Annotated in this window: 19 protein-coding genes; 13 read left to right on the forward strand and 6 right to left on the reverse strand. The window is 36.1% G+C overall.

Annotation, left to right across the window (positions count from 1 at the left end; translation table 11 throughout):
- The first annotated feature begins 28 nt into the window (after window positions 1–28).
- Window positions 29–2,686 carry a cation-translocating P-type ATPase gene (locus BN853_RS02980; protein ID WP_030004464.1) on the forward strand — a complete coding sequence of 886 codons (2,658 nt, stop codon included), beginning with the start codon at window positions 29–31 and terminating at the stop codon, window positions 2,684–2,686.
- 21 nt (window positions 2,687–2,707) lie between these two features.
- Here the strand turns inward: BN853_RS02980 and yidD are convergent, their stop codons facing one another.
- Window positions 2,708–2,947: a membrane protein insertion efficiency factor YidD gene (gene yidD / locus BN853_RS02985; protein ID WP_052591182.1), complete on the reverse strand. Its 240-nt coding sequence runs from the start codon at window positions 2,945–2,947 to the stop codon at window positions 2,708–2,710.
- A 114-nt stretch (window positions 2,948–3,061) separates the two neighbouring features.
- On the opposite strand from yidD, the gene fusA reads away from it, so the two are divergent.
- The 4 genes from fusA (at window position 3,062) to hpf (ending at window position 7,349) form a co-directional block, all read left to right on the forward strand.
- A complete protein-coding gene (fusA, locus tag BN853_RS02990) occupies window positions 3,062–5,119 on the forward strand; it encodes an elongation factor G (RefSeq protein ID WP_030004465.1) in 2,058 nt (685 codons plus the stop codon).
- Between the two features lie 127 nt (window positions 5,120–5,246).
- Window positions 5,247–6,368: an SLC13 family permease gene (locus tag BN853_RS02995; RefSeq protein WP_030004466.1), complete on the forward strand. Its 1,122-nt coding sequence runs from the start codon at window positions 5,247–5,249 to the stop codon at window positions 6,366–6,368.
- Window positions 6,369–6,406: 38 nt separating this feature from the next.
- On the forward strand, window positions 6,407–6,772 hold the full coding sequence (locus BN853_RS03000) for a hypothetical protein (RefSeq protein WP_052591185.1): 366 nt from the start codon (window positions 6,407–6,409) through the stop codon (window positions 6,770–6,772).
- 31 nt (window positions 6,773–6,803) lie between these two features.
- Window positions 6,804–7,349: a ribosome hibernation-promoting factor, HPF/YfiA family gene (gene hpf / locus BN853_RS03005; protein ID WP_030004468.1), complete on the forward strand. Its 546-nt coding sequence runs from the start codon at window positions 6,804–6,806 to the stop codon at window positions 7,347–7,349.
- A 79-nt stretch (window positions 7,350–7,428) separates the two neighbouring features.
- On the opposite strand, the gene BN853_RS03010 is transcribed toward hpf, so the two are convergent.
- Window positions 7,429–8,019, reverse strand: coding sequence for a DUF975 family protein (locus BN853_RS03010; protein WP_030004469.1), 591 nt, complete (start codon window positions 8,017–8,019; stop codon window positions 7,429–7,431).
- Window positions 8,020–8,097: 78 nt separating this feature from the next.
- Window positions 8,098–8,694 (reverse strand): superoxide dismutase, encoded by a 597-nt coding sequence (locus BN853_RS03015; protein WP_030004470.1) that lies wholly within the window; start codon window positions 8,692–8,694, stop codon window positions 8,098–8,100.
- A 138-nt stretch (window positions 8,695–8,832) separates the two neighbouring features.
- Here BN853_RS03015 and BN853_RS03020 point away from each other — a divergent pair, with 138 nt between their 5' ends.
- Window positions 8,833–10,215, forward strand: a complete 1,383-nt coding sequence (locus tag BN853_RS03020; protein ID WP_030004471.1) for a TrkH family potassium uptake protein — start codon at window positions 8,833–8,835, stop codon at window positions 10,213–10,215.
- 3 nt (window positions 10,216–10,218) lie between these two features.
- On the opposite strand, the gene BN853_RS03025 is transcribed toward BN853_RS03020, so the two are convergent.
- The gene (locus BN853_RS03025) at window positions 10,219–11,778 is read right to left on the reverse strand and encodes an Rqc2 family fibronectin-binding protein (protein WP_030004472.1); all 1,560 of its coding nucleotides are present in this window, start codon (window positions 11,776–11,778) and stop codon (window positions 10,219–10,221) included.
- 152 nt (window positions 11,779–11,930) lie between these two features.
- On the opposite strand from BN853_RS03025, the gene gmk reads away from it, so the two are divergent.
- From gmk to BN853_RS03050, 5 genes are read left to right on the forward strand one after another with little or no spacing between them, the layout of a single operon-like run.
- Window positions 11,931–12,551, forward strand: coding sequence for a guanylate kinase (gmk, locus tag BN853_RS03030; RefSeq protein ID WP_030004473.1), 621 nt, complete (start codon window positions 11,931–11,933; stop codon window positions 12,549–12,551).
- 1 nt (window position 12,552) lies between these two features.
- The gene (rpoZ, locus tag BN853_RS03035) at window positions 12,553–12,780 is read left to right on the forward strand and encodes a DNA-directed RNA polymerase subunit omega (RefSeq protein ID WP_030004474.1); all 228 of its coding nucleotides are present in this window, start codon (window positions 12,553–12,555) and stop codon (window positions 12,778–12,780) included.
- A 51-nt stretch (window positions 12,781–12,831) separates the two neighbouring features.
- A complete protein-coding gene (gene uvrC, locus BN853_RS03040) occupies window positions 12,832–14,622 on the forward strand; it encodes an excinuclease ABC subunit UvrC (protein WP_030004475.1) in 1,791 nt (596 codons plus the stop codon).
- Window positions 14,603–15,448 (forward strand): 3'-5' exonuclease, encoded by an 846-nt coding sequence (locus tag BN853_RS03045; protein WP_030004476.1) that lies wholly within the window; start codon window positions 14,603–14,605, stop codon window positions 15,446–15,448. Before uvrC ends, BN853_RS03045 begins: the two co-directional genes overlap by 20 nt.
- Window positions 15,441–16,139, forward strand: a complete 699-nt coding sequence (locus BN853_RS03050) for a class I SAM-dependent methyltransferase (protein WP_030004477.1) — start codon at window positions 15,441–15,443, stop codon at window positions 16,137–16,139. The genes BN853_RS03045 and BN853_RS03050 overlap by 8 nt, the downstream gene beginning before the upstream one ends.
- A 115-nt stretch (window positions 16,140–16,254) precedes the next feature.
- Here BN853_RS03050 and BN853_RS03055 read toward each other — a convergent pair whose 3' ends face one another.
- Window positions 16,255–17,961: a ribonuclease J gene (locus tag BN853_RS03055; RefSeq protein ID WP_030004478.1), complete on the reverse strand. Its 1,707-nt coding sequence runs from the start codon at window positions 17,959–17,961 to the stop codon at window positions 16,255–16,257.
- Window positions 17,962–18,075: 114 nt separating this feature from the next.
- Between BN853_RS03055 and BN853_RS03060 the strand changes: the two genes are divergently transcribed.
- Window positions 18,076–18,855 carry an HAD-IIB family hydrolase gene (locus BN853_RS03060; RefSeq protein ID WP_030004479.1) on the forward strand — a complete coding sequence of 260 codons (780 nt, stop codon included), beginning with the start codon at window positions 18,076–18,078 and terminating at the stop codon, window positions 18,853–18,855.
- A 42-nt stretch (window positions 18,856–18,897) separates the two neighbouring features.
- Here BN853_RS03060 and coaD read toward each other — a convergent pair whose 3' ends face one another.
- A complete protein-coding gene (coaD, locus tag BN853_RS03065) occupies window positions 18,898–19,440 on the reverse strand; it encodes a pantetheine-phosphate adenylyltransferase (protein WP_052591187.1) in 543 nt (180 codons plus the stop codon).
- Window positions 19,441–19,559: 119 nt separating this feature from the next.
- On the opposite strand from coaD, the gene BN853_RS03070 reads away from it, so the two are divergent.
- Window positions 19,560–19,943, forward strand: a complete 384-nt coding sequence (locus BN853_RS03070) for a hypothetical protein (protein ID WP_030004481.1) — start codon at window positions 19,560–19,562, stop codon at window positions 19,941–19,943.
- The last annotated feature ends 53 nt before the right edge of the window (window positions 19,944–19,996 follow it).

A 19,996-nucleotide genomic window follows, 5' to 3' on the forward strand; every position in this document is an offset into this window, starting at 1 on the left:
TATAATAAATTCAACAGAGGTGGTTATGATGTATTACAATCAAACAAAAGAACACGTTTTAAATGAAGTAAAATCAAATGAGAAGACAGGCCTTTCTACCGATGAAGCACGTGATCGTCTAGAAAGAGACGGCAAAAATGAGCTGGTGTCGGTTAAGAACAAATCAATTATTTGTTTATTTTTCGAACAATTAAACGATGTCTTAATCTATGTATTACTCGGTGCTGCAATACTAACATTAATCGCAAGCGAATACGCCGATACCATTATTATTGTCTTAGTGGTTCTGATTAACGCAGCCATTGGTGTGTTTCAAGAACACAAAGCTGAAAAAGCGGTTGAAGCACTTAAAAACATGAGTACGCCAAAAGCGTTAGTCAAAAGAGATGGTGCTGTTATTGAAATTGATTCAAAAGAGGTTTGTGTGGGTGATATTGTCATTTTGGATGCCGGTCGCTTTGTGCCTGCAGACATCAGGTTAATTGAATCTTCTAATCTACAAATTGAAGAAAGCGCGCTAACCGGTGAGTCAGTTGCCTCTGAGAAAGACGCATTTTGGGTTTCAACAGACGAGAAAACACCGCTTGGTGATCAAATTAACATGGCGTTTCAATCGACACTGGTCACTTATGGTCGTGGCGTTGGGGTGGTCATATCAACTGGTATGAAAACTGAAATGGGTAAGATTGCCTCAATACTTCAAGAAACAACCAACGAACTGACACCACTTCAAAAGAGACTTGAGGAACTTGGTAAGGTACTAGGGATCATCGCACTGACGGTCTGTGTGATTATTTTTGGTTTAGGTTTATTCCAAGGCAATGACCCAATGGAAATGTTTGTTACAGCCATTAGCTTGGCCGTAGCGGCAATCCCTGAAGGTTTAGCTGCAATCGTCGCGATTGTTCTTGCACTTGGTGTCACACGTATGTCAAAAAAGAATGCGATCGTTAAGAAATTACCAGCGGTAGAAACACTTGGTTCAGTTAACGTCATTTGTTCTGATAAAACAGGAACTTTAACACAAAATAAAATGACCGTGACAACGTTTTATACGTATGGGAAAAAGCGACAAAGTGTTTCTGATGATCTAATCTCAGAAGACGAGAAATTCATGCAACAGGCTTTTATCCTTTCAAGTGATGCCTCGATTAAGGACAATCAACCAATAGGTGATCCAACAGAGGTTGCCTTAGTTGAACTAGGTAAAGCCTATCAAATGGAAAAAGAGACACTAGAACAACAAATGCCACGTGTGGCTGAGTTCCCATTTGACTCTACTAGAAAACGCATGTCTACCATCGTAGAGACGAACAATCAATATCACGTGTATACCAAAGGGGCAGTTGATCAACTCTTGGCTATATGTGATTATGTCTTGTTAGATGGGAAAAAAATTCAATTAACAAAGGAAGTTAAAGACGAAGTGCTTGAAATGACCTTAAGCTTAAGTAACGAAGCACTAAGAGTACTAGGTGTAGCCTATAAAGAGACTAATGAGATATTAACAAACGAAGAAATGGAACAACACTTAGTCTTTATTGGGCTTGTTGGGATGATTGATCCCCCACGACTAGAAGTGAAAGATTCAATCAAACTAGCGAAGCAAGCAGGTATCAAAGTTGTCATGATTACTGGTGACCATAAGAATACGGCGTTTGCAATTGCTAAAGAACTTGGTATCGCAGAAAGTTTAGAACAATGCATGACAGGACAAGAATTTGATTTATTGACCGAAGAAGAACGAGTTCAAAAAGTCAATCAATTGTCGGTGTTTGCAAGGGTGTCACCAAATAATAAAGTAGAGATTGTAAAAGCATTTAAAGCCAATGATAACATTGTGTCAATGACAGGTGATGGCGTGAATGACGCACCATCATTAAAAGCAGCAGACATTGGGGTTGCGATGGGAATCACAGGAACCGATGTATCAAAAGGTGCTTCTGATATGATTTTAACGGATGATAATTTTTCAACCATTGTTGAGGCAATTGAAGAAGGCCGAAATATCTACAATAACATCAAAAAAGCCGTTATTTTCTTGCTCAGCTGTAATTTAGGTGAAATTGTTGCGATATTTCTTGCAGTCCTTCTTGGCTGGCCAGTGCCGTTATTAGCAACCCAAATTTTATGGATTAACTTAATCACAGACACATTACCGGCGATTTCACTAGGGATTGATCCAGGTGATAAAGGTGTTATGCTTGAAAAACCACGTTCAAAGAAAGAATCATTCTTTGCACATGGTGCAACTTCTAGAGCAGTCACAGGTGGTCTATTGATCGGTATAACGACGCTTGTGGCGTTTGTTATTGGTCTTTTAGAACAAGGCGTATCGTTTGCAAATATTTCATCAGTTAAACATGGTGATGAAGCCTTCATCTACGCATCAACTATGGCCTTTGTTGTCTTAGCCGTTAGCCAGTTATTCTATTCATTTACGATGAGAAATGAGAAAAAGTCGATTCTTCAGGTGGGTATATTTTCAAATACCAAACTCGTTGGTTCACTCGTCATAGGTGTACTGCTACAGTTAATCGTTATTGGCGTACCATTCTTACAAAACGCATTTGGGGTTACGATGCTTGAATTTGCGGATTTCATCTATGTATTTACATTAGCGTTAATACCCGTGCTCATCAATGAATTATTGAAGTTGGTGACTTATCTTAAAACAAAGAAATAAAATAATAAAAGGTTCCATCGGCTATTTAGCACGTGGAACCTTTGTTTTTTTCTCTGGAACTGGATCGTATTTGGGTTTAAATAATGGGTTGCAAGTTAATACTCTTTTTGAGGTTAAATAGGTCGCTTTTACGAAGTTAAAACGCTCGTAACAGCCAATCGCATACGTTGAACAGGTCGGCGTATGTCGGCACCTAGGCGGGGTATTAGCGGATATATTTTTTTGATACCATTTGATCATTCGAATTGATCTTTTTTCCATTTTAATCACCTTAATATGAGTATAACATAAAAGCTGTAAAAATGTTTTGTTGTTTGCTTAATTAATATGTTATAATTTAGTTAGAAGTGAAAACGATTTCAAGGAGGAATATTTATGAAGGTTTATGAAACAAGCCAGATTAGAAACATTGCCATCCTAGGACATCTAGGCTCTGGAAAGACAACAATTGTTGAGTCGCTATTATTTGCAAGCGGTCAAATTAGTCAACGAGGTAGCATAGAAACAAGAAACACGGTATCAGATCATATGGAAGAAGAAAAGATAAAACTTGGGAGTTTATCAACTTCACTTATTCCAGTTGAATGGAAAGGCATTAAACTCAATTTCTTAGACGTTCCTGGGACAGAAGAGTTAGATGGAGAAATTAAGCAAACATTATCTGTAGTTAAGGGCGCTGTTCTAGTGATTGATGCCTCTAAAGGGGTTGAAGTTGGGACAGAAAGACTATGGAAAGAAATAAGAAAAAACCACATTCCTGCCGTTATTTTTGTCAATAAAATGGATAAAGAAAACGTTAAATTTGAAGACATTTTAGAAGATATTCGTGTCAAATTAGGTAAGAAGGCAGTGCCTTTCTGCTGGCCAATCGGATGCGAAGCGGATTTCGAAGGGTTCGTCAATGTCATCGAGATGAAAGCACGTATTTATGATGGCAATAAATGCAATGATGCTGAAATTTGGGAAGAAAAACGTCCGAAAATCGAGCAAATTAGAGAATTGATTTTAGAATCAGTAGCTGAAACCAGTGAAGAGTTACTTGAAAAATTCTTTGGTGGTGAAGAAATCACACAAGATGAAATATCTAGTGGACTAAAAGAGGGCATTTACAATGGTGAATTGACACCATTAATCGTTGGGTCTGCCACTAAGAATATTGGTATAGAAACAATGCTTAATATGTTAAGTGAGTTTTTACCACAACCTGACGCTTTAAAACCACTTGAAGGTATCAATCCTAAAACAGAAGAGAAAGTAATTAGACATACGGTTGATAACGAACCATTCTCAGGCTATGTCTTTAAAACCATCATTGACCCATTTGTTGGGGCAATCAACTTCGTTAAAATTAACTCAGGGACGTTAAAGACTGGCATCGAAATTGCTGTGCACGACACAGGTAAACAAGAGAAAATTGGGGCATTATTCAGTTTAATGGGTAAAACACAAATTGCCGTTGAACTCGCACACGCTGGTGACATCGTTTGTGTCTCAAAACTGGATAATATACACACAGGTTATACCATTTCAGATCCAAAAGCACCAATTGTCTACCCAGTCGTAGAAGTCTTAAAACCAACCATTTATGTCTCAATCAATCCTAAGAACAAGGCCGATGAAGATAAAATTTCAAACGCACTTCAACGACTAAATATCGAAGATCCTACCTTTGAAATTGTAAGAAATAAAGAAACAAACCAACAATTACTTGGTGGTTTGGGTATGACGCACATTAACTTTGTTTTAGACCGAATTAAAACCGTCTTTAAAGTGGATGTTCAACAAGAAGAACCAAAAGTTGTTTATCGAGAAACGATCAAAAAGAAAGTTGAAGCCGAAGGTAAACATAAAAAACAATCTGGTGGTGCTGGACAGTTTGGTCACGTTTGGATTCGCTTTGAACCAAGTACAGAAACGTTTGAATTTAATGAGGAAGTGTTTGGAGGCGCTGTGCCTAAGAACTATTTTCCTGCCGTTGAAAAAGGTTTATTAGAAACCTTTGAACATGGGCCGTTGGCTGGTTTTCCAGTCATCTTTGTAAAATCAACGTTATATGACGGGTCTTATCACCCAGTAGATTCAAACGAATTATCGTTTAAGTTAGCGGCATCACTTGCGTTTAAAGAAGCATGTAAACAAGCACAACCAACGATTTTAGAACCAATCTTGAAGCTTTATATCACCGTAAAAGACCAATTTGTTGGTGACGTTATGGGGGACATGAATAAGCGACGAGGTCGTGTGCTTGGTATGGCACAAGGCGATGAAGGTCAAATTATTGAGGCAGAAGCACCAGAATCTGAAGTGCTTAAATACACGATTGATCTAAAAGCGATGACACAAGGTAGTGGTTCATTCCAAAGAGAATTTGCTAGATACGAAGAAGTACCACATCATTTAATTGATGCGATTATCACAAAGTATAAAAACTAAGAGATTTCAAGAAGAGGAAATACAAATTTCCTCTTTTTTTTGTCTTTGTTATGATTTAGCTTGCAATATTATTTAAACTGGTTATAATCAATATTTGAGCGTGTAGCAAAGCTTGATAGGGGATATTATGTTAGCAAAAATTAAATCATTTTTTACCAAGGATAAAGTCTTTTTAATTTCATTTGTTGTGGCATTGATTTCGATGCTTTTTGTTTTACCAAATCAATCGTATTTGGGGTATTTCAAGTTAGAGGTTTTAGTCGTTATGTTTGGTTTAATGATTGCCGTTAGCGCCCTGAGTGAACAAAACTTTTTTAAAGTCGTTGCCACTCATATGGTTAGACAATTTAAGAGTTTGAAATTGGTCTCTTTAATCATTATTCTAACCACGTTTTTCTTAGGAATGCTAGTGACAAACGACGCCGTGTTACTCACCTTGGTGCCCTTTACCATCTACGTAACAAAACACACGAAACAGGAAAAATATACCATCATTATCGTCATACTTCAAACACTAGCGGCTAACCTTGGAAGTGCATTAACCCCAATGGGTGATCCTCAAAACATCTATTTGTATTCGAAATTTGATATTCCATTTATGGTCTTTATTAAAACAATGTTACCAATTACCTTGACGGGTTTGGTTTTAATTGTGACAACCACATTAATTTTATTACCAAATCATAAAATTGATCTATACACACCAAATGAAAAAATCAAAGATTATAAAATTTTGGTGGCTTTTACAATCTTAATGCTATCGATTCTTTGCGTGGTTGGTGTTGTTGATGTGATTGTAACACTATTGGCAGTCGTTTTATTAACCATGATCTTCTTTAAACACTTGTTCAAGAAAGTTGACTATCATTTGTTACTTACGTTCACAATGTTTTTCATCTTTACCGGTAACGTATCTCAAATTAATGTGGTAAAAGAAGTGGTTGGTGCACTTCTTATCAGTAACACCTCAACGTTTATCGCCGGTTTTTTTACCTCACAAGTCATTTCTAATGTACCTGCAGCGGTATTGTTATCGACGTTTGCACAATCCAGTCAAGCGCTTTATCTACTTCAAGGGGTTAATGTTGGCGCGATGGGCACAATCATCGGTTCACTTGCTTCATTGATTACCTACAAATTCGTGATAAACGAATATCCAAACGAATTCAAACGTTATTTAATCACGTATACCATCATCTGTGTCATCTATATTGTGATTATTACGAGTGTTGTATTTATATTAAAGTAATCGACCAAGATTTATGTAATCATTAAATGGTGATTATATTGAGGTGTCTAATATGCAATTCGATCTATTATGAAAAAAGAGATTTAAGAACGTTATTTCGAACCAAACCATCATTTCGATGTCAGTCGTGTGAAAAGAAATATCTTAATGTTTGTCGATATGAGACGATTCCAATTGAACGATTTTTGTTACATCGTTATTATTTCTTTGAAGAAGAGGTTCAATTTACAATTGATGCCTTTGATGATCATTATCTGTTATTTTTACAAAATACGCTTGAGGAAATCTTAAAAAACGGGACGTTAATCATCGTAGAATCGCTTAGTGACGAACTATTTCAAGTGCTTGACTTACTTAAATTCTCACATATTTACGTGTATTGTCTTTATGTTTTAAAAATATGAGGTATAATAGAAGTGTAAGGAGGATATGCATATGAGATATGATATCATTGGTAAGAATGGCTTTGTTCCTACAGATGCCATTAAGAGTTATGCAACAAAACGATTAGCAAAGGTTGTCTCCTTCTTTGACGAATCGCTGATTACAGAGGTACGAGTCGTTTGTAAGGTATACAAGGATCACCACAAAGTTGAGGTAACGATTCCAGCAAGAGGAACGGTACTAAGATCAGAGGTAAGCGATCCAGATATGTATACTGCAATTGACAAATCAGTCGATAAGTTAACGACTCAAATTAGAAAACACAAGGATAAACTCAAAAAACACCTTGATAAACAAGGGATTGGAAAAGTTTATTCGGATGACTTTGATACGGAAGCCATCGAAAAAGATGTCTTAGCTAGTCAATTAGTTAAGAATAAACAAATTGAACTTAAGCCGATGTCGGTGGATAGTGCATTAGTTGAAATGGAATTATCAGGGCATGATTTCTATGTATTCCTAAATGAAGAGACAATGAAAGTCAATGTTGCCTATTTAAGAGAAGACGGCGATTACGCAGTCATTGAAACGCATTAATAAATAAGTAAAGCGAATCTTGAAAAAGATTCGCTTTTTTTGTCGATTTAATTTCTAAATAACACCATTCAAACGCACATTATTCGTAATCGTTTGTTGTGATGGTCGGTGTGGACTCACTTTTTAAGTCTTGGTAAAAAGCAACAACCGCAGTGTAGTAATACGGGATGACATAGATTAATGCGATACCAAAGGTAATAATACAAAGGATGTACCAACCAATAAACGATAGTTGTAAGAAGAATAGTCTCAACTTATTACCACGCATCATTTCATTACTCTTTTCTAGTGCCTCTGAGGCAGTAAGTGATGGGTCATCAGCAATCACAAACTCAACAAGAGCGTATTGATAAGCTTTGATGATTCCCGGAATAATAAGAAGTAAAGTAAATAAGAAGACGTATAAAATCTTTAACAAATAGGCAATAACGGATGTCGCAAACCCATTTTGAAATCCATGAAAAAGATCTTCAAATCGTGGATCATTTCGTCTAACGACGTTTAAAAGATAAAACTGTAATCCAACCATGAGTGGTCCTGCAACAATCAGTGAAAGAAAACTTGATACCCCGATGGCAAGACTAACTAAGATTATGATCAATAAAACGTTTAAAAAATTGTCTTTTAGAGCTTCTCTTGCTCTTGCTCTAATAATGGATGCACTTGGCATATAATCACCTCTTAATTAAAAGTATACAGTTAATTAAATAAAAAAACAAGTGCTTATATGCACTTGTTTGCGTTTGTCTTATTTTTGGAATTTAGCTTCAACAACGTCCCAGTTAATAACATTGAAGAATGCACTAACGTAGTCAGGACGTCTGTTTTGGTAATTTAGGTAGTAAGCATGTTCCCATACGTCTAAGCCTAAAATTGGAGTTCCTTCAGCAAGTGGAACGTCTTGGTTTGGTGTTGAAGTCACAACTAATCCTTTAGGTGTTTTTACTAACCATGCCCAACCACTACCGAAACGAGTTTTTGCAGCCGTTTCGAATTGTGCTCTAAATTGCTCAAATGATCCAAAGTCTTTATTGATTTGATCAAGTAATGCGCCTTTAGGTGCTTTTGCGCCACCTGGGGTTAAGATTTCCCAGAATAATGAGTGATTAAAATGGCCGCCACCATTGTTTCTAACGGCACCTCTAATGTCTTCAGGGATCAAGTTATAATCAGCTAACATTGCTTCTAGTGAAGTTGTTAATTCTGGGTGTTTTTCTAATGCTGCGTTTAAGTTAGTCACGTAAGCATTGTGGTGTTTTGTGTAATGGATTTCCATTGTTCTAGCGTCGATGTTTGGTTCTAATGCGTCATAAGCATAACCTAATTTTGGTAATTCATATTTCATAATATAATTCCTCCTTTGTTTACCTTCATTCTACCTTAATAGTGGGTTTAAATCAAATTATTTGCACTCTTATTTATAATGCTGTCTTTCTAATTTAGTTATTATATGCTATAATAGGCAAGAAAAAGAGGTAATGGTATGAATTTATACTTATCAATAAAAAAAATCTTATTTAAAACACCTGCTCGGACAATATTTACTATTTATTTTATGTTCGCACTAGTGGCAGGGTTTATTCTTTGGTTACCGATCTCGCAAAAAGATGGGGTTTCAATTTCTTATATTGATGCGTTATTTATTTCAATTTCTGCGCTTGCATCAGCAGGGTTATCACCGATTCCGCTTTATGATACGTTTAATCTTTTTGGGGGTATTGTCACCTTACTGATCATTCAAATCGGCGGATTAGGTATCGTCCTTTTGGTTGCGAGCTACTGGGTGATATCTGGTAAAAAGATTGGTTTAAGAGAGCGTAGTATCATTGCGGCTGAACAAAATCAATTTACCGTCAAAGGCATTATTAGATTAATTAGTAATGCGTTAATTGCGATACTCGTGATACAAATCATTTATTTAGTCGTCATGACTTTTTATTTATATGTAAAACAACCATTTGATTTGACCTTTGGTGGGGCATTTTTCCATGCGGCATTTTTGGCAGCAAGTTCGTTTGCCAATGCGGGTTTTGAGATGTTTCCTACCTTAAGTAGTTTTGTAGTCTTCCAAGAAAAAGGCATGTATTTTCCGCAATATGCTTCAATGGTACTCATCTTTTTTGGTGGGGTAGGGTTTTGGCCACTAGCTGAAATTACGCTATATTTTAAATCTATTTTCAAGAAAAAACGATATAAAATATCCTACATATCCAAGCTATTGATGTTTCTTCACTTATTAATTTTGGTGATTACAATCATGATCTACACTGGACTTGAATTTAATAATACACTCAGATTCATGAGCATGCCAGAAGCAATCACAGATGTGCTATTCATGTCAACTTCGGTCAGAAGTGCGGGCTTTACAAATACGTCTAACCTAGCGTGGAGTGAATCAACAAAACTCTTTATGAGTGTCTTAATGTTTATCGGTGCAGCACCAAACTCCTCAGGTGGTGGTGTGCGCATGACCACAATCATCTTGTTGTTTAGTACACTCTTAAGTTACGGTAGACACAAAAAACAAGTTAAAGTCTTTAAAAAAGCGATCAAAGAAGCGGCAGTTAAGCGGGCATTAATCGTATTTTCTATGGGGATTTTACTCGTCTTTGTCTCAACCTTCTTAGTTTCAATTGCAGAACCGAGTAAAAAGATCATGGATGTCGCCTTTGAAGTAAGTAGTGCGTTTGGTACGGTAGGTTTGACGTTGAATTTTACCTCTACCATTAGTAATTTTACCAAAGTAATCTTAATGATCAATATGTTTGTTGGACGTATTGGTATTTTAACGCTTCTAGAAGTTCTAGACAATAAAAAAACCGCCAATGTCGTTACTTACGCAGAAATAGACATGATGGTCGGTTAATCTTTAAAATGATTCAATTAATTCTTTGTTGATGTCAATATAAATGGTCTTCTGATGGGTATACGTGACGTAATACCCCGGACGACCTTTTATTTTTTTAATGTTTCTGATTTGTGTGTAATCAACTGCAACGGAAGAAGATTCTCTAAATGGGCTATAATACGCCGCAAGCATCGCAGCTAATCGAATGTTTTCTTCGTCTTTTTCGCCTCTTAAAACGACGTGTGCACCAGGGCCTTGAGTTACGTGAAACCATAAGTCGTTTGAATGAGCAACTTCATGCGTTAGGTAGTCATTTTGCAAGCTGCTTTTTCCAACAAAAATCGTGGCATTCGCTTGTTTAATGGTAAGAAGATGCGTTGTTTTTTTCTTGTTTTTGGGTTGTTTCGTATCTTTTTTAATTAACCCCATTTGTTTAAATTCTTCAATTAGATCGTTGTAGTCACTTTGATTGAAGAAACTTAGGTTAGACTTGATGTCTTTAAAGTAATCAAGATAGTTTTCTGTAATGGCCAATTGGTTTTTAATTGGTTCTAGTGATTTTTTATATTTATGGTATCGTTGATATAGGAATTGGGCATTCTCATTAAGACTTTTTGTTTCATCAAGCGTTAGGTGTTCTAAGGTGCCTCGTTTTTGTTTTAAGTCCATACCAGAGCTATAAATGAAATCCGCTTGATTTTTATAGGTCTCATAATCCTTATTTTGGTCGTAGTCCTTGGTTAGATTGATTTTCTTTTGTTCGTATTTTTTGATTTGATTGTCCATGATTTGAGAGAGCTGATCTTTTTTACCCGCATCGTCTTTTTGATAATAGTCATTTAATAATTCAGACAAGCTATCGTAAGGTTGTTTTAATTCATCGGTTAATAGATCATAGGCATGATAATAGGTTTTTTTTCCTTTGTAAAGGATTGGAGAAACCTGAAGTGCCCATGGTTTGATTTGGTATTTATGCTCATAAAAGAATAAGGCCAATTCGTTTGATACACCCATAAACTGATTACTGATTGCTTTTGGTGAATCCATGGCTAGCAGTAAATCGTAATTGCTTTCGTCTAGCATTAGTTTAAAAGAAGGAAAAAAGCTAAATTTTGCTTGATTAACAACGCTACGTCTTTCAGGGTCTATGTGTTTATAGTAGGCATCGATGATGAAGTCGTCTTGATCAAGTAAGATTAGGTTCGTTGACCTACCCATGACCTCAAACACTAAGGTTTTAAACGTCGGTCCAAAGATGGGATCAAACGACTGAATGTCGATCAATAACACGCGGTCGAGTTGGTGTTGTCTAATGTTTTTAATAAGGCCACTTTCAAGGTGTTTTTTAAGTGTCATTAGAAACTGTGATTTTTGTTCGTTTATAAAGACTTGATTGTTAATCGCTAAATGAGCAGAAGAAGGGTTTAAATCGAAAGATAAGTTGTGCTCTTTTGATTGATTGTAGATCGAAAAAACAAACGCATCCTTTGCTGTTTGAGTAATTTTTTTGATTCGTCCGTGTTTTAAAACGGTTGTTAGTTCTAGAATTAGTGCCTTCATAAAATAGCCGTCAAAACTCATAATTATCACCACTTAAGAGTATATCATAAAAAAACTGATACAATTAAAAATGTAAACGCATTTACTTCAAAAAAACATGGCGATTCCTTTACTATTGTTCGCTTTTGGGGTATAATATGTTAAAATATATTAGAAAGCGAAGGCAGTTAATTATGAAATTAAACGATCGCGGCTTATTAGTTGTAATTTCAGGCCCATCTGGCGTCGGTAAAGGTACCGTGCGTAAAGCGCTGTTTTCAATGAATAACCATGACTTGGTATATTCGGTCTCTATGACGACAAGAAAACCAAGAGAAGGTGAAGTAGACGGTAAGGATTACTACTTTGTTTCAAAGGAAGAATTCTTACAACGTATTGAAGGAAAACAATTCTTAGAATACGCAGAGTTTGTTGGAAACTATTATGGTACCCCACTTGATAAAGTTGAAGAGCAATTAGATCAAGGGCATGAGGTGGTTCTAGAAATTGAAGTAGAAGGGGCATTACAAGTCCGAGAAAAAGCCAAAGATGCTGTGTTTATTTTCATTGCACCACCAAGCAAAAAAGCGTTATATGATCGTCTTAAAAAGCGTGGTACTGAGAGTGATGAAGTAATTTTAAGTCGTATGCAAAAAGCCGATCGTGAGTTCATGCTTGCACACAAATACGACTACATTGTCGTCAATGACGATGTGAACAATGCGGCTGACCGTATCATGGCGATTATTAGAGCAGAACATGCGAAGACAGAACGTACGATTCACACTTACATGAAGTTATTAAAGGAGGTTTAAAATGAGACAACAAAATGACGGTATGAGATACCCATCGATTGACAAATTATTAGATAAAGTAGATTCAAAGTATAAATTAGCTTATATCGCTGCAAAGCGTGCGAAAAGCATACAAGAAGAAGGTACCTCACTAACCAATGCAAAATGCAGAAAACCGGTAGGAAAAGCGTTAGAAGAAGTGCTATCAGACAAAATTCAAGTGGAGTTTCTTGAGAAAGCAGATGAATAATCATCTACTTTTTTTTTCGATTATGGTAAAATAACTAGTGAGGTGTTTAGTGTGGACATCATTAAAGAAAAATTGAAAAACCTCCCACAAAAACCGGGTTGTTACTTAATGTATAATCATACCCACGAAATCATTTACGTGGGTAAAGCGAAAAACCTAAAAAATAGAGTAAGAAGCTATTTCACAGGATCGCATAACGCAAAGACCACGAAACTCGTTTCAGAGATTCAGGATTTTTCTTATGTTCAAACAAATTCTGAGCGGGAATCACTCATTCTAGAGCTTCATTTAATTAAAGAACATAACCCAAGATATAACATCAAACTTACCGATGATTCAACCTATCCGTTTATCATGATCACAAACGAGAAGGATCCTAGATTGGTTGTTGTTAGGGAATCAAATAAAAAAGACGGCAAGCTATTTGGGCCTTACCCAAACGCTTACGCTGCAAGAGAGACAGCTAAACTACTTAATAAGATTTATCCGCTTAGAAAGTGCGATACAATGCCTAAGAAGGCATGTTTGTATTTCCATTTGGGTCAATGTCTTGCGCCATGCATAAAAAAAGAACCAATTGACTATAAAGAGATGATTGCAGAAATTACCTCCTTTTTAAAAGGCGATACCAAAAAAGTCCTTGATTTGTTAAAAAATGAAATGTATCAAGCCTCAGAACAGTTACAATTTGAACGTGCTCAAGAGGCTAAAGAGATGATTTTGCACATCACATCAACCACAGAAAAACAATTAATCAGCTTGAATGATTTTAAAGATAGAGACTTCATCGGGTATCATTACGATGAAGAAGATTGTTCGATTCAAATTCTTAAAATGCGACAAGGTAAAATCATTGACGTCAAATCCGATATTTTTCCTTACGTAAGTAGTTTAAATGACGCCGTCATGAGCTACGTCATGCAAACGTATGAAAACGAACTTTTAATTCCAGACGAACTTCTATTTCAAGATAGTTTTGATGAAAACATTCTCGTTGAAGTGTTTGGTAAAAAAGCAATGATTCCTAAAATTGGGGATAAGAAAAAGCTTGTCGACATGGCATTTAAAAACGCAAAATATGACTTGGAAAATCATCGACTGCTTTACAAGATTTCATCAGAAAAAACAAAAGAAGCCACAGAAGCATTTAAAAGCCTACTTGGCTTATCCGACGTTCGTTTGATTGAAGTGTTTGATAACGCCCATTTATTTGGAAGTGCACCAATTTCTGCGATGGTTGTTTTTAAAGACGGGAAACCATTTAAAAAAGGTTACCGTAAATACCACATAAAAACAGCGACGCCAGGCGATGACTATGGACAAATGAAAGAAGTCATCTATAGACGTTATCAAAAACAATTAATGCAAAAAGAAGAATTGCCTGATTTAATTGTCGTCGATGGTGGTAAAATACAAGTAAACGCAGCTAAAGAAGTCCTCAACTCGCTTGGGTTAGAAATACCAGTGATCGGGTTACAAAAGAACCAAAAGCATACATTTGATCGAATCTATTATGAAACACAAAGCCACGAGATTAAAAAAGCCACACCACTTTATACGTATTTAGCTAAAATGAGTGAAGAAGTTCACCGATTTGCAATCACGTTTCACAAAAACACACGTGCTAGGACTTTGATGCGCTCACACCTTGATGGCATCAAAGGGGTTGGCGAAGCACGTAAAAAGGCATTACTTGAAAAGTTTGTTACCATCGATCAAATGAAAATTGGCGATATCGAAGATTATCAATCCATCGGTATCAATGAAAAACTAAGAGAAACGATAATAAATCATTTACTTGATATAGAAAAGAAGGGTTTAAATGAAGAGAATCATACATAGTGTTAATGAGACCAGTAATTATTTTTCTTGTGTGTTCGAAGGGAAGTTAACGTACTTCTACCTGACAAAGGCACAAGCAAGAAAGTACATGACCTACATTAATAAAGGACACGTGGTGGATTTTGAAATCTACGATAATCAAAAGAAAATCAACAGACGTTTGTGTTGGCAAGTGGCATATTTTAATAAAATTGAAAAACCCGGACATCAAAAGACCTCAGTTCTATTTGATCTGGCCGATATTAGAAATCAGATGAAAGAAGTCTTAGAAGGCTTTCAATATCGATTATTTCTGGATTTAGAAATGACCATGCCACCGTATTACAAAGGACCGTTTGAAGCTGAAATTATTCAAGCTGGCTACGTCCTTAGTGACATTGATGGCAATATTCTAGTCTCGGATTCGATGTACATCTACCCAACCAAATATAAAAAAATCAGCAGAAGAACAGAAAAGTTCTTACAGCTTGATGAACGGTATTACGTCGAGGCTAAAGACTACACCGAATTTTATGATAAGCTTGCCTATTTGGTCGAAACCTACGACCCTAGAATCATTGTTTGGGGAAAAAATGATATGATTGCGTTAAAGGCATCTTATCAAATCAATCAGGTTAAGCCACTGACAACGGATCATTCGTTTGTTAATCTACTTCAAATTCATAAAAACTATTATAATTTATCCGATGATCTAGGCTTATTTAAAGCGTATGAACTATACTATGGGAAAATTGAAGGCCAATTACACGACGCCTATGACGATGCTTTAGTCACTAAAAAAGTCTATGAAGCACTACTAGAAGAAATGAGGAACAATTATGTATAAGAGTTTTGCAGCCTATTACGATAAAATATTTCCAAGAAACGAGAGAATTGTTTCATTTCTAAACGATAGCTTTAAAGAAGGTCACATCCTAGATTTGGCCTGTGGCACCGGTGAGTATAGCATTGCATTAGCGCACCAAGGCTTTCAAGTATCTGGCTATGATCTTCAACAACAAATGATTGATTACGCCAAGATTAAGGCAAAAGAAGAAAAGGTAACCATAGACTTCAAGGTCTTAAACATGCTTGAGTTAGAAGATGATTGCCGTTTTGATGGTCTTATGTGCATTGGTAATGCCCTTGTTCATTTAAACGATGAAGACGAAGTGAAACTTGCACTAAAAAAAATGTATCAAGCACTAAAAAATGACAAACCACTAGTTATTCAGATTATTAACTATGATTTAATCATTAAAGACAACGTCAAAGGGTTATCGACGATTCAAAATGATGGTTACGAATTTGTCAGAAACTATGAGTTTGATGGCAAAAAAATACATTTTAAAACAAGATTAAGCGATGGGTTAAAAGTATTTGTTGATGAAACTCTACTCTTACCAATCAAACACGAAAAACTGATCGAATACATTAAAGAAGCAGGCTTCAAAAATGTAACGACTCGTGGTGGGTTTACAAAACCGTTGTTTCATATAAACACAGACATTAGTTATGTAATTACAGCTAATAAATAGGGATTTTTCCGCAAGGAACAAAGCACTTTAGATTTCTAAAGTGCTTTTTTTATATAAAAAACTCTTATGAATTTACAAGTATCAACTTGAAGTTTCATAAGAGTTTTGTGTTTATTTATGATTGATTTGAATCTTTTTGTGTTAGACTCATTACAACAGGAATGATCATTGGTTTTCTTTGAGTCATTTCTTTGACGTGGTCGCTGACCTTGTCGATGATGCTTTGTTTAAGTTGTGTTTCTGTGAATTGTTTCCTTTGGAATTCAAGATTGACAATTTCTTTTGCTTTTGCTGCAATACTCGATGTAATTACTTCATTACCCTTCATATAGATAAATCCCCTAGAGATGACGGTTGGTTCAGTCAATAGTCGTTTATTGACTGGATCGAGTGTTAAGATAATCGATAGTAGGCCATCCTCAGATAGTAATTTACGCTCTTTAATGATGGCAGAACCGATATCACCAATACCAGTACCATCGATGTAAATGTCGCCTGCTTGAACACGTCCGGCATTTCGAATCGAATTCTTATTTAAGGCAGTAACGTCGCCATTGTCCATAATCATAATGTGATTTTTATCAATGCCAATTTGCATCGCAAGATCTCTATGATGCTTTAACATACGGTGTTCACCGTGGATTGGAATAAAGAATTTAGGTCTCGTTAAACTTAACATTAAACGTAGATCGTTTCTTGCACCATGCCCAGATGTATGGGTGTCGGCAACAGGGCCATTGACAATGACCGTAACGTCTCTACGATAAAGTTGATCGATGGTTCGGTTGACACCTTCTTGGTTTCCTGGGATTGGAGAAGATGAGAAGATGACGGTATCACCTGGCATCGCTTTGATTTGGCGATGTGTCCCATTAGCGATTCTTGAAAGAGCAGCCATCGGTTCACCTTGAGAACCAGTACATAAAATCGTGATTTCTTCAGGTGGGTATTTATTGATTTCTTCGGCTGATACAATGACACCTTTAGGTGCTTTGATGTAACCTGTTTGTTGACCAATTTCCATTGCGCGTTCCATTGAACGTCCAAACACGGCAAGTTTTCTGCCATTTTGATATGACGCTTCAACAATTTGTTGCATACGGTACACGTTTGATGCGAAGGTCGCAATAATAATACGTCCGGTTAATTTACCGAAAATTTCGCTAATTGCTTTACCAACGGTGCGTTCAGATGGTGTGTCACCTTCACGCTCAGCATTGGTTGAATCTGATAGCAAGCATAAGACACCCTCAGCGCCAATTTTAGCTAACTTATCGTACTCTGCGGCAGGGCCAACGGGTGTGTAGTCAATTTTAAAGTCACCGGTATGAAATATGATACCTTCTTTGGTCTTAAATACAATCCCAAACATATCAGGGATTGAGTGATTTAAGCGAATAAATGATAATTCGGTTGAACCGAATGTGTAGGTGTGATGCGCTTTGTATTCAACAATACGTGGCTTTTTGACACCTTTGTGTTCTAAGAGTTTATGTTCGATCAAGTCTACTGCGATGCCTGAGGCATAAATCTTTGGAATATTCACTTGCTTTAGAAGGTATGGAATACCTCCGATGTGGTCTTCATGACCATGGGTGATAATTAAGCCCGCAATGCGTTCTTGATTATCGACCAAATATTGAAAATCAGGAATAACATAGTCAAACCCTAGTAGTGAATCATCAGGAAATAAAATCCCCGCATCGACGACAAATATATTATCTTCAATTTCAAAAATGTAACAGTTTTTACCGACTTCACCTAGTCCACCTAGGGCGAAAATACCGATTTCACCGGCATTCAGTAGTGTGTTTCTACTCATATTAAAAACCTCCTTAAGAGTTTTATCGCAGTTTGGTTAAATCTATTTTACTATATTTGGGTTAAAAAACATAGCCTTATGCAAAAATTGTGTTAAAATACTTTCGGTGATTAAATGAAAAGAGCAGTATTCTTTGATGTCGATGGGACATTATTCGACAATAAAAATCAATGCGTTCCAAGAAAAACAGTTGAAGTATTAAAAAAATTAAAAGAAGATCCAACCATCGTACTTGGTTTGGCAACCGGTAGAAGTCACACACAGTTAGATGCGATTAATGAAGTAAAAGACCTGTTTGATTATCGCATATTAATTAATGGCGCATTAGCGTTTAAAGGTGATGAAATCATTTATGAAAACAAAATTGATCCTAGCTTGGTTGCTGAGTTTGTCTCTTATTTAGAAAAAAAGAATGTTGCCACAGGTTATGTGGGCTTAGAAGGTTACTCGATTAGTATGTATAACGAGAGTGTGCAACAATCGCTAGATGATTATCAAATGATGGTGCCTAAAGCGGATAAATTCTATTATCAAAACAAGGATATTTATCAAATGTGGATTTTTGATGGTAGAAGAACAATCATTGAAGATGCCATGAATGATTTTAGTAACTTAACGATTTATCCGTGGCATAAACATGGCGCAGATGTATTAAGTATTACATCAAATAAGGGTAATGCCCTAAATGCTATAAGGCCACTATTAGGTGTTGATCAGGTGATTTGTTTTGGTGATGGCTTAAATGATTTTGAACTGATTCAAAACGCTGATATTGGTGTGGTGATGAATAATTCTAGAAGTGATGAACTAAAGAAACTAGCGACTTTAGTGGCAAAAGACATTGATCAAGATGGCATTTATCACGCGTGTGTTGAGCTAGGTCTAATTAAATAAAAATAACACTGTCCAAAAATTGGACAGTGTATTATTTTATAGTTATTTTAATTGTTTTGATTTTATGCCTTTAACGATGTCTTTGATTAACACCTCAGGAACGTATTTTGAGATATCTGAATCAAAGTGAACTAACTCTTTGATGGCAGAAGATGAGACGTAGGTATGTATGGTTGATGGGAATAAAATAATGGTCTCAATGTTTTGATTGATGTTTCGGTTAAAATGATATAAAGCGATTTCTGCCTCAAAGTCTTTAACATTTCGAAGGCCACGAATGAGTGTATCGACCTTGTGCTGTTCAGCAAATCGAACAACCAAATCGTTGGTTGATTTAACGTAGATGTTTGGGACTTGTGCGGTCACTTTTTCAATCATTTGAACTCTTTCATCAACCGAAAAAGTGGTTTTCTTATCAATGTTGTTTGTTACTAGTATATAAAGCGTATCAAAGAGTTTTGCGGCTCTTAGCATAATATCTAGGTGTCCTAGGGTAATTGGATCGAAGGATCCGGCGTAAACTGCGGTTTTCATAGGCGTGTGTTTGTATCTTAAAAATACAAATCCTTTCTTTAGTTTGATCATGGGTCTCACCTTAAGTATAACATAATTCGATTTTTTGAGTCTAGAAAATGGAAAATGGTGTATAATAAAGCTGAATAATTGAAATCCAATCAGAACGGATGGATTGGCAAGGAGGATTTATGCAGACATTTAAACGAAGTATTGTCTTACAAATGGCAATATTCATGTTTTTCTTTTTCTTTGGACTAGATGACGTTTTAAGAGCGTTGATACGAAGATCAACCATTTACACGATTTTTGAAGGTGTTGGTTTTGTGCTTGTCATTGCAGCAGGTGTCATTTGGTATTTAAAAACATCGAAAGAGACGATTGTGATTGTAACGGATAAAGAATTGACCATTTTAAAATACGTTTTATACGTGATTGCTTTTTCACTCATCCTTGGGGTGTTGACCTCGGGCTTTGAAAACGGACAGTTGTATTTTAGAATATTGTCAGGAGCGATAACGAGTATTGCATCGCTTTTTGGATTTTATACAGGCTATTTAATCAGTAAAAACTAAAATTAAGCATAAAAAAAGGGTAGAAGCGAACATTCAAAATCGCTTTTACCTTT

The organism is Paracholeplasma brassicae (assembly GCF_000967915.1).
GTDB lineage: Bacteria > Bacillota_I > Bacilli_A > Acholeplasmatales > UBA5453 > Paracholeplasma > Paracholeplasma brassicae.

Excerpts from the sequence above, each read along its gene's own strand:
- BN853_RS02980 (WP_030004464.1), top strand. The coding sequence starts at position 29 with ATGTATTACAATCAAACAAAAGAACACGTTTTAAATGAAGTAAAATCA.
- yidD (WP_052591182.1), bottom strand. The coding sequence starts at position 2,947 with ATGGAAAAAAGATCAATTCGAATGATCAAATGGTATCAAAAAAATATA.
- fusA (WP_030004465.1), top strand. The coding sequence starts at position 3,062 with ATGAAGGTTTATGAAACAAGCCAGATTAGAAACATTGCCATCCTAGGA.
- BN853_RS02995 (WP_030004466.1), top strand. The coding sequence starts at position 5,247 with ATGTTAGCAAAAATTAAATCATTTTTTACCAAGGATAAAGTCTTTTTA.
- hpf (WP_030004468.1), top strand. The coding sequence starts at position 6,804 with ATGAGATATGATATCATTGGTAAGAATGGCTTTGTTCCTACAGATGCC.
- BN853_RS03010 (WP_030004469.1), bottom strand. The coding sequence starts at position 8,019 with ATGCCAAGTGCATCCATTATTAGAGCAAGAGCAAGAGAAGCTCTAAAA.
- BN853_RS03015 (WP_030004470.1), bottom strand. The coding sequence starts at position 8,694 with ATGAAATATGAATTACCAAAATTAGGTTATGCTTATGACGCATTAGAA.
- BN853_RS03020 (WP_030004471.1), top strand. The coding sequence starts at position 8,833 with ATGAATTTATACTTATCAATAAAAAAAATCTTATTTAAAACACCTGCT.
- BN853_RS03025 (WP_030004472.1), bottom strand. The coding sequence starts at position 11,778 with ATGAGTTTTGACGGCTATTTTATGAAGGCACTAATTCTAGAACTAACA.
- gmk (WP_030004473.1), top strand. The coding sequence starts at position 11,931 with ATGAAATTAAACGATCGCGGCTTATTAGTTGTAATTTCAGGCCCATCT.
- rpoZ (WP_030004474.1), top strand. The coding sequence starts at position 12,553 with ATGAGACAACAAAATGACGGTATGAGATACCCATCGATTGACAAATTA.
- BN853_RS03045 (WP_030004476.1), top strand. The coding sequence starts at position 14,603 with ATGAAGAGAATCATACATAGTGTTAATGAGACCAGTAATTATTTTTCT.
- BN853_RS03050 (WP_030004477.1), top strand. The coding sequence starts at position 15,441 with ATGTATAAGAGTTTTGCAGCCTATTACGATAAAATATTTCCAAGAAAC.
- BN853_RS03055 (WP_030004478.1), bottom strand. The coding sequence starts at position 17,961 with ATGAGTAGAAACACACTACTGAATGCCGGTGAAATCGGTATTTTCGCC.
- BN853_RS03060 (WP_030004479.1), top strand. The coding sequence starts at position 18,076 with ATGAAAAGAGCAGTATTCTTTGATGTCGATGGGACATTATTCGACAAT.
- coaD (WP_052591187.1), bottom strand. The coding sequence starts at position 19,440 with ATGATCAAACTAAAGAAAGGATTTGTATTTTTAAGATACAAACACACG.
- BN853_RS03070 (WP_030004481.1), top strand. The coding sequence starts at position 19,560 with ATGCAGACATTTAAACGAAGTATTGTCTTACAAATGGCAATATTCATG.